This window comes from Campylobacter sp. VBCF_04 NA7 (assembly GCF_027737405.1).
Taxonomy (GTDB): Bacteria; Campylobacterota; Campylobacteria; order Campylobacterales; family Campylobacteraceae; genus Campylobacter_B.
Map to the genome: position 1 here is coordinate 82,170 of NZ_JAOVTT010000001.1, position 12,825 is coordinate 94,994.

Genomic DNA, 12,825 nt, shown 5'->3' on the forward strand with positions numbered 1-12,825 from the left:
AATCTACGATTTTAAAGGAAAATTTTGAACGCGATATCAAATTTAAACCAAGAACAATACTCCGCCGCGACTGCGCCCTTTGGCCACAATCTCGTAATCGCAAGCGCAGGCACAGGCAAGACTAGCACCATTGTAGCGCGCATTGCACATTTACTGCACCTTGGCGTAAATCCAAGCAAAATTTTGCTTCTAACCTTCACAAACAAGGCAGCTAGCGAAATGATTGCGAGGCTAAATCGCTATTTTGACAAAAAAATCACCGCCAAAATCACCGCAGGCACCTTCCACGCGGTATCTTACGCACTTTTGCGCGAGCTTGGCAAGGGTGTGATTTTAAAACAGCCAAGCGAGTTAAAAACGCTTTTAAAAAGTATCGTAGAAAACCGCAAATTTTACCATATCAGCGATACTAGGCCGTATGGCGGTGCGTATTTATACGACATATACTCGCTTTTTCAAAACAAACAAACAGGCGAGAGTTTTGGCTCGTGGTTTGCTAGAAATTTCGAAGATCAGGCTGAATTTAGCGAAATTTACGAGGATATTTTGCGTGAATTTGAAGAGGAAAAAGCCCGCTTTAATTACGCCGATTTCAACGACATACTGCTTAAAATGCGCCACGAACTGCGCAAGGGCGCGCCACTATACTATGATGAAATTTTAGTCGATGAGTATCAAGACACAAACTCGCTTCAAGGCTCACTAATCGACGCATTTAGGACAAAAAGCCTTTTTTGCGTGGGCGATTTCGACCAGAGCATTTATGCCTTTAACGGCGCGAATATCGATATAATCGGCTCTTTTGGCACCCGTTTTAGCGACGCGAAAATTTACACGCTAAACATAAATTACCGCTCATCTAGCCAAATTTTAGCCCTTGCAAACAAGGTCATTTCAAACAATCCGCGCCTGTATGACAAAAAGCTAGTCGTGGGGCGCACGGGCAAATTTAGCGCGCCAAAACTGCATGTGTATGATGAGATTATGTCGCAATACGGCCATATCGCACAGCAAATCAAGCAAAGCGGGCGCGCGCCTGAGAGTTTTGCGGTGATTTTTCGCAACAACTCCTCGGCTGATGGGATCGAAGTCGCGCTCAAAGAGCTAGGAATCGGCGCGAAACGCAAAGGCAGCACAAGCTTTTTCGAAAGTCGCGAAATAAAGGCGTTTATGGATATTTTCGGCGCATTGATAAACCCAAAGGATATGATGGCATTTCTTGGTATTTTAGAGTATGCCAAAGGTGTGGGAAACGCCACTAGCAAGGAGATTTTCGACGCGCTAATCACACTTGGTGGCGGAAATATCAAAGATGGCTTTTTGCGTCCTGATATGAGCGCGAAAATTTACGAGCAAAAAAAGCGAAATTATCAGCTAGGACTTTTTGATGATATGGATTTGCAGGCGAGTTTGGAGCGGTTTAGCACGCTTGGATTTAGCGAAAATTTCGCCAAAAATCCGGTACTAAAATACAACAAACTAAACGAGAGCGCGGCTGTGATTTTGCACGAGCTATACATGCTATTTAGCAAATTTAGCCCAAATTTCGGCGCTGGCGAGCTAGTAAATTTGATAAAATCCTCAAAGCTTTTTGCCATAATTGCAGGTAATATCGCCACTCACAGAGCCACGCTCAAAAACGGCAAAATAGATCTCGATCGCAAAACGAACGAAAATGAGAAAATTTACAACAAAGTAGCGATTTTAGGCGGGATTGCGAGCAAATACAAGGACGCGGGGAGTTTTTATAACTTCATCACACTTGGCGCAAAGGAAATGAGCGAGGGAGAGGGCGTAAATCTGCTAAGCGTGCATGCCAGCAAAGGTTTGGAGTTTGATAGCGTGTTTTTGGTGGATTTGGCGCAAAACCGCTTCCCGAATTTGAAGCTAATGGGCATGGGCGGCAGTCTAGATGAGGAGCGACGACTATTTTATGTCGCGGTGACTAGGGCGCGAAATGAGCTCTATCTAAGCTACGCGAAATTTGATAAAATTCGCAAAATCAACTATCAGCCAAGCTGTTTTTTAGTCGAAGCCGGTATGGCGTAAATTTGGGGGTTAAAATGAGTTTTCACGCAGAAATTTGGGAAATTTTAAACGCTGGCAGTCCAAACGAAAAAATAGAAAAATTTGCAAAATTTTACGCAGAATTTTGCAAAAATGAAGTAGAATTTGAGCAAAATTTTGAGCCAAAACCACTCGAAAATCCTAGCTATGCAAAATTCGCCCAAATTTCACAGGTCAAAGATATAAAAATCCAAAACAAAAATTTAAAAAAGCAAAATGTCGATAAAAACGCCCTATTTCTGCACTCTGTGGCGCATATCGAATACAGCGCGATTGATTTAGCGCTCGATGCGTGCTATCGTTTCGCGGGACTGCCACGCGAATTTTACGCTGATTGGCTAGAAGTGGCAGAAGATGAGGTGAGGCACTTTTCGCTCGTAAATGCCGAGCTAGAAAAAACAGGCTTTTCTTACGGCGATTTTAGCGTGCATGACGGGCTATTTGAGGCGCTGAAAAAAACTCAGCACTCGCTAATTGAGCGCATGGCGGTGGTGCCTAGACACTTGGAGGCTAGCGGGCTAGATGCGAATTTTTATCTGCTTTCGCATATCGATGAAATGCCGGATAAAAGGCCATTGCGACCACTTTTGGAGATGATTTTGCGCGAGGAAGTTTCGCATGTGAGCAAAGGCGATAAGTGGTTTAGATACGAGTGCGCTAGGCTGGGAGTTAGCTCGGAGTGTTTTTTCGAAATCGTTATGCGCCACTACCCAAAGGCCTTTAAAACCACTCGCGCGATAAACGAAACCGCCCGCTTGCAAGCTGGCTACTCGCAAAGCGAAATCGATAAAATCAAAGAGTTGCAAGGAAATTAAAAGGATTTTTGTCGCGGCAGGTGCTGTGAATTTGCGTATCAAATTTTAAATATTAATATTATAAATTTTCTTAAAATCCACTTACAAATTCACTATTTTTATTGACTTTTAAGAATTAATATTATATTATAACGCCAAATTTTAACAAGGAGAAACCCATGGCAGCAGATGTTATAAAAGTCGAACAAATGATCAAAAACGCTGAATTTTTAGAAAATATCAGAGGCAGAGAAAGTTACAGAAAAGCTCTAAAACTCTTAGGAATTGCTAAAAATTATAGCCTTTTGGATAGCGAGAAATGGGAAGCTCTCCATAATAGCGTGCAAACAATGGCTTCGCTCTTGGGCCTAGCAAGGGCAGAAATTGACGAGGTCTATACCCCTAAACAGCAGGTTTTAGCCGGCCACACTATGGAAATCATAGAGCTACTCAAAAAGGAAAAAACACCGCTTCAAATCACAAAAATTTTGCAAGAACGAGGCGTAGAGGTGGCTTACTCTCAGGTCAGCCATTTCATATCAGAGACAAGGCTAAATCAATTTTCCGCGCCATCGACTAGGGACAAGCTCGCCAAATACAAGGACGAAATCCAAGCCAAACTCGAAAACGGCGATAGCTACTACTCGATCGGTGGCGATTTGGCAGAAGTACGCCCTGAGCTTAGCGAGCTTACATATTCGCAGATTAGCAACTTTATCAAAAGCGAATTTGGCGAAAAATACCTAGCCGAAATAAAGGCGAAATTCGCAGGTCCGACAAGCGAAGAGTTGCTAAGCCCATACAAAGATGAAATTCGCAAAATGCTAGCTAGCGGCGACCAGCTCACGGATATCCGTGCCAAACTAAAAGAATTAAAGCCCGAGCTAGGGAATATTTCGTATTCTCAGCTTAACTACTTTATCGCAACGAAACTCTCGCAAGGCTGAGAGCCTGCGATAAAGGCGTGAAATTTGGCGCGAAATTCTCGTAATGGCGCATTAGCGGTGCGCGTAATGCTGTCATTGCGAGAATTTTGCGTTAGTAAAATTTCGGCGCAGTGTTTAGAATTTGCGAAGCGAGATTAAATCACGCACAAATGCTTGATTTTCTCGCTCTCAAATTTCAGCTCCACTATGTCGTGCCAAAGTGTCACAAACTGGCTATTTATGCAGAAAAGTTCCTCGTGAAAGTGTCCGAAAAACCACTTTTTAAATTTGATTTTGCGATAAATTTCTTCTAGCAAATCGCCGTTTGGATCGTGGAAATCTAGCGCAAACTCGTTTATGGCTAGCACCTTTGGCGCAATAGAATTCGGCGCAGTGTGCGAAAGCACCAAATCCACGCTAAAATCGTGCTTGGCGAGGTTTTCGTAAGCCTCGTTTAACTCGGCCTTGCTGATATTTTCGCCCTCCCACCACGATATGTTTTGCGTGCGATACTCCCTGTCGATACTCGCCGCACCGCCCATACTAAGGACTTTGTGCCCTGCAAGCTCATAAACCTGCCCCCGCATAAGATGATACACGCTTTCGCTTATTTTATGCACTTTTCCGCCGGCGAATTTGGTGATTTTATAGGCGTTTAGACGCGCGAAATTTTCGTGGTTGCCGTCGATGAAAAGCGTGGTATAGTTTCGCTCGTTAAGATATTTTAGCCAACGAATTTCATCTTTATCTGGTGAACTCTCCCAAATAAAGCCAAAATCTCCGGCGATAATGAGAAAATCATCTTTGCAAAGCTCTTTTTCGGTTTTGTATCTAAACTTTTCAAACCTTTTCATTTCGTGCGAAAATCCGCCCCAGCCGCCGTGTGTATCGCCTGTGATGAAAATTCTAGCCATTGTTTTGCCTTTAAATTTATGAAATTTTGTAAATTTTATGAAAATAACTTAAAAAAAGCTTAAATGGTGGAGGTGTGCGGGATCGAACCGCAGTCCAAAAACAAACGACCAAAGCCTCTACATGCTTAGCAAAAGTGAAATTCTCGCCCCGGCTTGCTCACTTTCCAAAACAAATCGCCAAAGCAAAGACTAAATTTCGCCCCGCGCCTCGTCAGAGCGCGAAACTACGCTATCTAGGATTACCCGCTACCGCGCTTAGATAGTATGGGCGCAGTGCAGGGCTCGACTGCGATTACGCTACTTTTGCGTAAGCAGGAGCAAAATTTTTGTTATTTGCGTTTAATTTTAATTTGGATTTTATACGCTATATCCGAAGCGGCATGCCACCTTGACCAATCCATTTCTGTCGAAGCCAAGTCACCCCCAAAAGGAAGTCGCACATTTTACTTCAAAAATTTTATATTGTCAAATTTGGGTTAAATTTGCCAAATTTAGGCTATAATCGCAAAAAATTTTTAAGGATTAAATATGGCAAAAATCACTATAAATGACCTTTATAAAATGAAAGAAAACGGCGAAAAAATCGTTATGATCACAGCATACGACGCTTTATTTGCCAAAATTTTTAACGACCAAGTCGATATGGTGCTAGTAGGCGATAGCCTAAATATGAGCTTTGGCGGACACGCTGAGACAATCGGCATAAGTGTCGATGAGATGATTTATCACGCAAGGGCTGTCAGGCGCGGTCTAACTCGCCCGTATTTGGTCGTGGATATGCCGTTTTGTTCGTGCGCCACGCCCGAACTTGCTCTTAAAAACTGCGCCAAAGTCTATGAAAAAACAGGTTGCGACGCCGTTAAAATCGAAGGCGGAAAGGACTTTGCGGCTACCGTCGAGCTTCTTAGCAAAAACGGCATTGCCGTTATGAGCCACATAGGACTGCGCCCGCAACTCTCTCGCTTTCAGGGTGGTTACAAGGTAAGCGGTCGCGAAAAAAACGCGCTAAATTCGCTACTTGATGACGCAAAAGCCGTGCAAAATGCGGGGGCGGTTTTGCTTCTGCTCGAAGGGACGATTTCAAGCGTGGCTAACGAAGTAATGAGCGTCGCAAATGTCCCTGTTATCGGTATCGGCGCAGGGTCGTGCGACGGACAGGTGCTAGTGTGGAGCGATATGCTAGGGTTTTTTGACGAATTTAAGCCAAAATTTGTAAAACACTACCTAAATGGCGCCGAACTCGTGCGAGAAGCCGTGAAAAACTACGCTAATGATGTAAAAAAAGGCATTTTCCCAAGCGAAGAATTTGAGTATTTGAAATAGGTAAATTTAATGGACAGAATCGTAGAAATAGAAAAATTAAAACTAGATGAAGCGTCGGAAATTTCGCTAAGACCGGCGAATTTTGAGGATTATATCGGGCAAGAAAAAATCAAATCGAACCTAAACATAGCAATCACGGCCGCCAAAAAGCGCGCCGAGTGCCTAGATCATGTGCTGTTTTATGGGCCACCAGGGCTTGGCAAGACCACGCTTGCGCACATTATCGCCACGCAAATGGGAGCTAATATCAAAGTAACCGCCGCTCCGATGATAGAAAAAAGTGGCGATTTGGCCGCGATTTTGACAAATCTCGAAGAGGGCGATGTGCTTTTTATCGATGAAATTCACCGCCTCTCCCCGGCTATCGAGGAGGTGCTGTATTCTGCGATGGAGGATTTCCGCCTCGATATCATCATCGGCTCAGGTCCAGCGGCGCAAACCATTAAAATCGATATTCCACACTTTACACTCATCGGTGCGACCACGCGCGCAGGCATGATTTCTGCGCCTTTGCGAGATCGCTTCGGCATGCAGTTTCGCTTGCAGTTTTATACCACCGAAGAGCTTGCCAAAATCGTAAAAATCGCCTCGATCAAACTCGAAAAAGAGTGCGAAAAAGACGCTAGTAGCGAGATCGCGCGCCGTAGCCGTGGCACACCACGCATCGCGCTTCGGCTTTTGAAGCGAATTCGCGATTTTGCTGAGGTCAAAGACGAGAAAATCATCACCAAAGAGCGCGCGAACGAGGGTTTGGACGCGCTTGGGGTCAATGAGCTCGGATTTGATGAGATGGATTTGCGATACCTTGCGATTTTGGGCGAAGCGGGCAAGAGAGCCATGGGGCTAAGCACCATTGCAGCGGCACTTAGCGAGGACGAGGGCACGATCGAAGATGTCATCGAGCCGTATTTACTGGCAAACGGATATATCGAAAAGACAGCCAAAGGGCGCATTATGAGCGTGCGTGCGAAATCGGCTCTGGGATACGAAACCAGCCCCGATGAGCGGGGACTTTTTGATTAAATTTAAAATCCGAATAAATTTAATAAATAGCATTTTGTAAGTTACACACGGCGAAATATTGTAAATTTAGTAAAAGGAGGGAGATTGAAAGATTTAAATTTTATAAATTTACGAGTAAATTCACTTAATTTTTTCGTGCTTTTTGCGCTTTCGTATATTTTGTTTGTATCGCTTGCGTATGTCCTAGTTAAGGGCATGCCAATAGGATTAGTAGCAGTTAAATTTTTCTTAATCGATATGATTTTTGTGAGTGCTTTCATCGCCATTGGGGGGGGCTTTGGCGCGATGAAAGGGCGTTTTTTAAGAAATTTTGCTTTATCTTTTTACTCATAAGCATTCCGCTGTTTTTAAATTTTACCACACCTTCTTTGCTAATAAATCGTAGTCCTAGTCTGAATTTCGCTTTTTTCGCTGTTTTGGCATTTGTTTTACTTATAGTTTTTAGATTGATTAAATTTAAAATAGCGCGAATTTTACTCTTTGTTTTGATGATAATTCCTAGTGCATTTTATCTGGTGTATTTTTCGCAAACAGGCGGAGTTTTTAACGAATACTCGCTTATAGCGATACTCCAAAGCGAACCAGGCGAAGCCATAGAATACCTAAACACGAAATTTAACCTTTATTTGCCCTTAATCATTGCTTTTTTTATTTTGTCGTATTTTGTCATTTTTTCTAACTTTGAGCGATTAAATTTCGTTAAATTTGATTTAAGTGCAGTATTAAAGGTAGCTATATGCGCGCTTTTGGCATTTGATATTTTTACTAAATTTAATTTTAGAAAAATGCAAATTTATGCCATATCGTTAGATAAGGCAAATGAATTTTTGCAAAGCCTAGACAAATTTAAGCAAAACGAAAACGAGCGAATTAGTGGCGTAAAAAATTTAAAATTTAGCGATGAAAAGGCTCTTTATGTCCTTGTCATCGGCGAAAGCCAAAACAAAAATCACATGAGTGTGTATGGTTACAAGCACGATACTACGCCGTTTTTGCGCGAATTTGCAAAGCAAGGCAACTCGGTATTTTTCACAAATGCCTTTTCAAATCATAGCTTTACAATTCATGTGCTTTATCAGTTTATGACAGTGCGAAATCAATACAATGAAATCCCGCAAGAAAAGGCTATTAGCCTAATAGAACTGGCAAAAATGGCAAATTTTGAAACCATATATATCTCAAATCAAGCAAAACACGGCATTTATGGCTCGCCACTTTCTATGCTTTTTGCTAGCGCAAATCAAAAATTTTGGCTCACTGCGCTAGGCACAGATAGATTTCATCGCCCAGAAGAGCCGTATGATGAGAAAATTTTGCCAAAAATCGATGAGATGAAATTCGGGGATAAAACGCTTCTTATCTTGCACCTTATGGGCGCACACTGGAAATACGAAGCAAGGTATCCAAAAGATTTTGCAAAATTTGAATCAAAATACGACAATGCGGTGTTTTATAATGATTTCATAGTGCAAAAAATTTACGAAAAGGTGCGCAAAATGCCAAATTTCAAGGCATTAGTGTATTGCGCTGATCACGGCGAAGATATGCTTCATCAGCACGATAGCTCAAATTTTACTATGGATATGGCGCAAATCCCGTTTTTTGCGTATTTTAGCGATGATTGGATAGCTTTAAATTCGCAAAAATTTGCACAAATCAAAGCCAATGCAAACGAGTATTTTACAAATGATTTGATATTTAATTTCATAAGTGGCATTATGGGGATAAAATCATCAGTCGATGAGCCGTATAATGATATTTCCGGCGAATTTTACGACGCAAATAAAAGTCGTTTTAAAACACTTCATGGAAAACGAAAAATTTTAGAATAGTTTTAAATTTTGCATAAAAATATTATAATGTCTTTTCAAAAATAATTTAAAAGGCAAATTATGAAATTTATAAATTTTTGCGCATTAGCGATACTAGGCGCAGTGTTTTTGGGTTGCGAAAGCAAAAAAGCGTGGATTATTACAGGGCAAATTTAAGCGCAGCCAAAGGGCGCATTATGAGCGTGCGCGCAAAATCGGCCCTGGGATACGAAACTAGCCCCGATGAACGGGGACTTTTTGATTAAATTGCGTTAAATTTGCAAAATTTAACACAAAATTTTGCAAATTTTAAAAAATTTCAAATATCAAAATTCAGGCGAAATTCGTTTTTATCATAGCTTATTAGTCCGTCTTTCGCCATTTTGCTAAGTTCATTTGACATTGCGCTTCGATCCACACCTAGATAATCAGCCAGCCCCTGCCTAGAAAACGGCACACAAAAGCTGGTGCTTGCGTTTTTGAGTGCTTGCTCACCAAAATAAGAAAGCAATCTCTCTCGTATAGTCTTGGGCGCAGTGTGCATCATACGGGCTGAGAGATTTAGGTTTTTGTTGCTTGAAATTTTAAACAGATTATAGATGATTTTGTGATGATAGGGGCAATTTTTGGCACAAGAAGTTAGAATTTTGCGCAAATTTAAAAATAAAATTTCACTTGGCTCTGCGCTTACGACATCGCATTCTAGGGGTTTTGCGCTTATGGCGTAGTTTGCGCCAAATATATCGCCTCTGGTAATACGCCCAAAAATATTGCTATTTCCACGCAAGAAATTTACGACAATATCCACGCTCCCGCTTAGCACGAGCCCGATTTTTGTAGTGCTGTCCCCACAGCGAAAGATTATCTCATCTTTGGCGAATTTCGCCCTTTGTGCTTCCAAGCAAGGGAGCAAATCTGCAATCTCATCTTCGCTTATGCCGTTAAAAAGTATGGTTTTGGATAAATTCATAAATTTTGCCTTTTTGTTGTTATAACAACAGAAATTAATTTTGCATTATATTATAATGCGCCTTGAATTTCAAATTTCAAAGGAGAAATTATGGAAAATATGTTTTGTTTTCAGTGTCAAGAAACAGCTAAAAACACAGGCTGCACGGTCAGTGGCGTATGTGGTAAAAAACCAGAAGTTGCAGCTATGCAAGATCTGCTAGTGTGGGTTACAAAAGCTCTTTCTAGCGTAGCTTGTGCGCTAAGGGCGCAGGGTAAAAGCGTAGCAAAAGAGGTAAATCACAGAGTAACGATGAATTTATTCGTTACTATCACAAACGCAAATTTCGATAATCCTGCGATTATCGCAATTATCAAAAAAACCCTAGAAATGAAAAAATCGCTTATCGCAAATTTAGGCGATTGTTCAAATTTGCCAAGCTTTGCCCTTTGGGAGGGAGATGAGAGCGAATTTGCACAAAAAGCAAGAGAAGTCGGAGTTTTAAGCACGGCTGATGAGGACAAACGAAGCCTAAGAGAGCTTACCACTTATGGATTAAAGGGGCTTGCTGCGTATATGAAACACGCGAACGCCCTAAATAAGGAAGATGAGAGCATTGATATTTTTATCCAAGAGGCTTTGGCAAAAACCCTTGATGATAGCCTAAGTATTGATGAGCTAATCGCTCTTGCCATGGAGACTGGCAAATTTGGCGTATCTGGCATGGCTTTGCTAGATAGCGCAAATACAGGCGCTTACGGCAATCCTGAAATTTCGGAAGTAAATTTAGGCGTAGAAAAAAATCCCGGAATTTTAATCTCAGGGCATGATTTAAGAGACCTTGAAATGCTATTAGAGCAGACACAAGGCAGTGGCGTAGATGTCTATACACACTCTGAAATGCTTCCAGCCCACTATTATCCGTTTTTCAAAAAATATCCGAATTTCATCGGAAATTACGGTAATGCGTGGTGGAAGCAAAAAGAGGAATTTGAGAAATTTAATGGCCCTATTTTGATGACTACAAACTGCGTCATAATCCCGCCAGAGAGCTACAAACACAGACTTTGGACGACAGGTGCTGTGGGCGTGGAGGGTTGCCCCCACATTAAGGGCGAACACGGCGAAAATAAGGATTTTGGCGCTATAATCGAGCAGGCCAAAACCTGCGCCCCACCGACACAAATCGAAAGTGGTAAAATCGTAGGCGGTTTTGCTCACGCACAGGTTTTCGCCCTAGCTGATAAGGTCGTAGAAGCTGTAAAATCGGGCGCAATCCGTAAATTTGTCGTCATGGCTGGGTGCGACGGACGGGCGAAATCTAGGGAGTATTACACTGAGTTTGCAAAAGCTTTGCCAAAAGATACTGTGATTTTAACCGCAGGTTGTGCGAAATACAAATACAATAAGTTAAATCTCGGCGATATAGGTGGAATTCCGCGAGTGCTAGATGCAGGACAATGCAATGATTCTTATTCGCTAGCATTAATTGCGCTTAAATTAAAAGAAATTTTCGGTCTAAATGATATAAATGAACTTCCACTAGCATTTAATATCGCTTGGTATGAGCAAAAGGCGGTTATCGTGCTTTTAGCGCTTTTATATCTTGGCGTGAAAAATATCCACCTTGGACCTACACTTCCAGCGTTTTTATCGCCAAATGTAGCAAAGGTATTGGTCGAAAACTTCGGCATTGCGGGCATTAGCTCGGTTGAGGCCGATATGAGATTGCTTGTTGGATAAATAATAATAGTTCTCCTTTTATGCTCGCCGTTTTGGCGAGCAAATTTTAACCCCAAATTCGCTATAATCTTTCTTCAAATTTCACAAAAAGGCTAAAAATGAAATTTATAAAATTTTGCGCTATTGTGGCGTTTTGCGCCGTTTTTTTAGGCTGCGAAAGCGAAAAAAGCGTGGATTATTACAGGGCAAATTTAAGCGCAGCCAAAGAGCGAGTAGCGCAGTGCAAAGACATAAAAAACAAATCCAAAAAAACAGCCAAAGAGTGTGCAAACGCGAGCACGGCGCTTTCGCAAGTGGCGGCGAAAATGGATTTAGAAGCAAATCGTGCCAAGCTTAGCATAGGAGCAATTGTGCAGGATTTCACCACGCATTATATAGCGCAGGGCGAGTTTGGCGCGCCATCTTCTATGAGTGGCGTCTCGCTTCCTTTGCGTGTGGGAAGCGTGGTTTGTGCGGAGTTTGAGCGCAAAAGTGGAGATGAAATGTGGCTTGTGATAAACCGAGATGATGAGTTTTGCGCCGTGATTTATAATGAGTTTAGACAGGGCGAAATTTCAGTGGCAAATTCGGCTAAAATCATTGTAAAATAGGCAAAATTTTAAAATTTCGCTATCGCAAATTCGCAATACTGCGCCGAAATTTTTAAATTTTGTTTAAATGTCATTGCGACGAAGCAATCTACAAAAATTCCAAAGAATTTTAAAATTTTAGCAAAATTTAAATTTTTCTAGATTGCTTCGTCAATGCTTCACATTTCCTCGCAATGACAGCGATTTTATGTTTTGGTAATTTTTGCTCGTAGATTGCCACGCTCACTTCGTTCGCTCGCAATGACAAATCAAACCAAATTTCGCCCATAAGTGTCATTGCGAGGAGCAGAAAAAAGCGTCAAGACGCTTTTTGCGACGAAGCAATCTACAAAGTTTAAATTCAAAAATAGAGCAAATGGCAGAATTTCGTCGAATTTTGAATTTCAAATTTTCAAATTTCATTTTAAAAATACTGCACCAAAATTTTGCAAATTCAAAAATTCTAAATTTTAAACCCCTTTAAATTTCCCTGGATTGCTTCGCTTCGCTCGCAATGACACTTAAAAGCAAAATTTTGACAAATAAAATTTCGGCGCAGTATTTATAGTCTGTGGTAGCGAATTTGAAAGAATTTGGCGTAAAATTTGAAATTTAAAAATTAAATTTATAAAATACCCCTTTTGAAATTTAAAGGATAAAATTTGGCAAATAACGAAAATTTAGACGCGCTTTCACATTCACGCCC

General features: G+C 41.5%; 11 protein-coding genes and 1 other RNA gene. 9 read left to right on the forward strand and 3 right to left on the reverse strand.

The genetic code is table 11. The features are described 5' to 3' along the window. Nucleotides 1-33: 33 nt before the first annotated feature. The 3 genes from OFO00_RS00360 to OFO00_RS00370 all read left to right on the forward strand — a co-directional run bounded on the left by OFO00_RS00360 (nucleotide 34) and on the right by OFO00_RS00370 (nucleotide 3,808). Nucleotides 34-2,049, forward strand: a complete 2,016-nt coding sequence (locus tag OFO00_RS00360; protein ID WP_270864632.1) for an ATP-dependent helicase — start codon at nucleotides 34-36, stop codon at nucleotides 2,047-2,049. Between the two features lie 14 nt (nucleotides 2,050-2,063). Continuing rightward, nucleotides 2,064-2,882 carry a ferritin-like domain-containing protein gene (locus OFO00_RS00365; RefSeq protein ID WP_270864432.1) on the forward strand — a complete coding sequence of 273 codons (819 nt, stop codon included), beginning with the start codon at nucleotides 2,064-2,066 and terminating at the stop codon, nucleotides 2,880-2,882. Between the two features lie 158 nt (nucleotides 2,883-3,040). After that, nucleotides 3,041-3,808: a hypothetical protein gene (locus OFO00_RS00370; RefSeq protein WP_270864433.1), complete on the forward strand. Its 768-nt coding sequence runs from the start codon at nucleotides 3,041-3,043 to the stop codon at nucleotides 3,806-3,808. Nucleotides 3,809-3,942: 134 nt separating this feature from the next. Here the strand turns inward: OFO00_RS00370 and OFO00_RS00375 are convergent, their stop codons facing one another. Both OFO00_RS00375 and ssrA read right to left on the reverse strand, forming a co-directional pair. Then, nucleotides 3,943-4,701, reverse strand: coding sequence for a metallophosphoesterase family protein (locus OFO00_RS00375; protein ID WP_270864434.1), 759 nt, complete (start codon nucleotides 4,699-4,701; stop codon nucleotides 3,943-3,945). Between the two features lie 64 nt (nucleotides 4,702-4,765). Continuing rightward, nucleotides 4,766-5,126: a transfer-messenger RNA gene (ssrA, locus tag OFO00_RS00380) on the reverse strand. A 103-nt stretch (nucleotides 5,127-5,229) separates the two neighbouring features. Between ssrA and panB the strand changes: the two genes are divergently transcribed. The 4 genes from panB to OFO00_RS00400 all read left to right on the forward strand — a co-directional run bounded on the left by panB (nucleotide 5,230) and on the right by OFO00_RS00400 (nucleotide 8,879). After that, on the forward strand, nucleotides 5,230-6,024 hold the full coding sequence (gene panB, locus OFO00_RS00385; protein WP_270864435.1) for a 3-methyl-2-oxobutanoate hydroxymethyltransferase: 795 nt from the start codon (nucleotides 5,230-5,232) through the stop codon (nucleotides 6,022-6,024). Nucleotides 6,025-6,033: 9 nt separating this feature from the next. Further along, nucleotides 6,034-7,047 (forward strand): Holliday junction branch migration DNA helicase RuvB, encoded by a 1,014-nt coding sequence (ruvB, locus tag OFO00_RS00390; RefSeq protein WP_270864436.1) that lies wholly within the window; start codon nucleotides 6,034-6,036, stop codon nucleotides 7,045-7,047. An 84-nt stretch (nucleotides 7,048-7,131) separates the two neighbouring features. Beyond that, nucleotides 7,132-7,380 (forward strand): hypothetical protein, encoded by a 249-nt coding sequence (locus OFO00_RS00395; protein ID WP_270864437.1) that lies wholly within the window; start codon nucleotides 7,132-7,134, stop codon nucleotides 7,378-7,380. A 113-nt stretch (nucleotides 7,381-7,493) separates the two neighbouring features. Beyond that, entirely contained in the window at nucleotides 7,494-8,879 is a 1,386-nt protein-coding gene (locus tag OFO00_RS00400) for a phosphoethanolamine transferase (RefSeq protein WP_270864438.1), read from the forward strand. Nucleotides 8,880-9,177: 298 nt separating this feature from the next. Here the strand turns inward: OFO00_RS00400 and OFO00_RS00405 are convergent, their stop codons facing one another. Continuing rightward, on the reverse strand, nucleotides 9,178-9,828 hold the full coding sequence (locus tag OFO00_RS00405; RefSeq protein ID WP_270864439.1) for a Crp/Fnr family transcriptional regulator: 651 nt from the start codon (nucleotides 9,826-9,828) through the stop codon (nucleotides 9,178-9,180). Between the two features lie 90 nt (nucleotides 9,829-9,918). Here OFO00_RS00405 and hcp point away from each other — a divergent pair, with 90 nt between their 5' ends. Next, complete coding sequence (gene hcp, locus OFO00_RS00410; RefSeq protein WP_270864440.1) at nucleotides 9,919-11,550, forward strand: hydroxylamine reductase; 1,632 nt, start codon at nucleotides 9,919-9,921, stop codon at nucleotides 11,548-11,550. 98 nt (nucleotides 11,551-11,648) lie between these two features. After that, entirely contained in the window at nucleotides 11,649-12,140 is a 492-nt protein-coding gene (locus OFO00_RS00415) for an EexN family lipoprotein (protein ID WP_270864441.1), read from the forward strand. Nucleotides 12,141-12,825 lie beyond the last annotated feature (685 nt).

What these genes read in the sequence shown, in the direction of transcription:
- OFO00_RS00365 (WP_270864432.1), top strand. Translation starts at nt 2,064, where the DNA reads ATGAGTTTTCACGCAGAAATTTGGGAAATTTTAAACGCTGGCAGTCCA.
- OFO00_RS00370 (WP_270864433.1), top strand. Translation starts at nt 3,041, where the DNA reads ATGGCAGCAGATGTTATAAAAGTCGAACAAATGATCAAAAACGCTGAA.
- OFO00_RS00375 (WP_270864434.1), bottom strand. Translation starts at nt 4,701, where the DNA reads ATGGCTAGAATTTTCATCACAGGCGATACACACGGCGGCTGGGGCGGA.
- panB (WP_270864435.1), top strand. Translation starts at nt 5,230, where the DNA reads ATGGCAAAAATCACTATAAATGACCTTTATAAAATGAAAGAAAACGGC.
- ruvB (WP_270864436.1), top strand. Translation starts at nt 6,034, where the DNA reads ATGGACAGAATCGTAGAAATAGAAAAATTAAAACTAGATGAAGCGTCG.
- OFO00_RS00405 (WP_270864439.1), bottom strand. Translation starts at nt 9,828, where the DNA reads ATGAATTTATCCAAAACCATACTTTTTAACGGCATAAGCGAAGATGAG.
- hcp (WP_270864440.1), top strand. Translation starts at nt 9,919, where the DNA reads ATGGAAAATATGTTTTGTTTTCAGTGTCAAGAAACAGCTAAAAACACA.
- OFO00_RS00415 (WP_270864441.1), top strand. Translation starts at nt 11,649, where the DNA reads ATGAAATTTATAAAATTTTGCGCTATTGTGGCGTTTTGCGCCGTTTTT.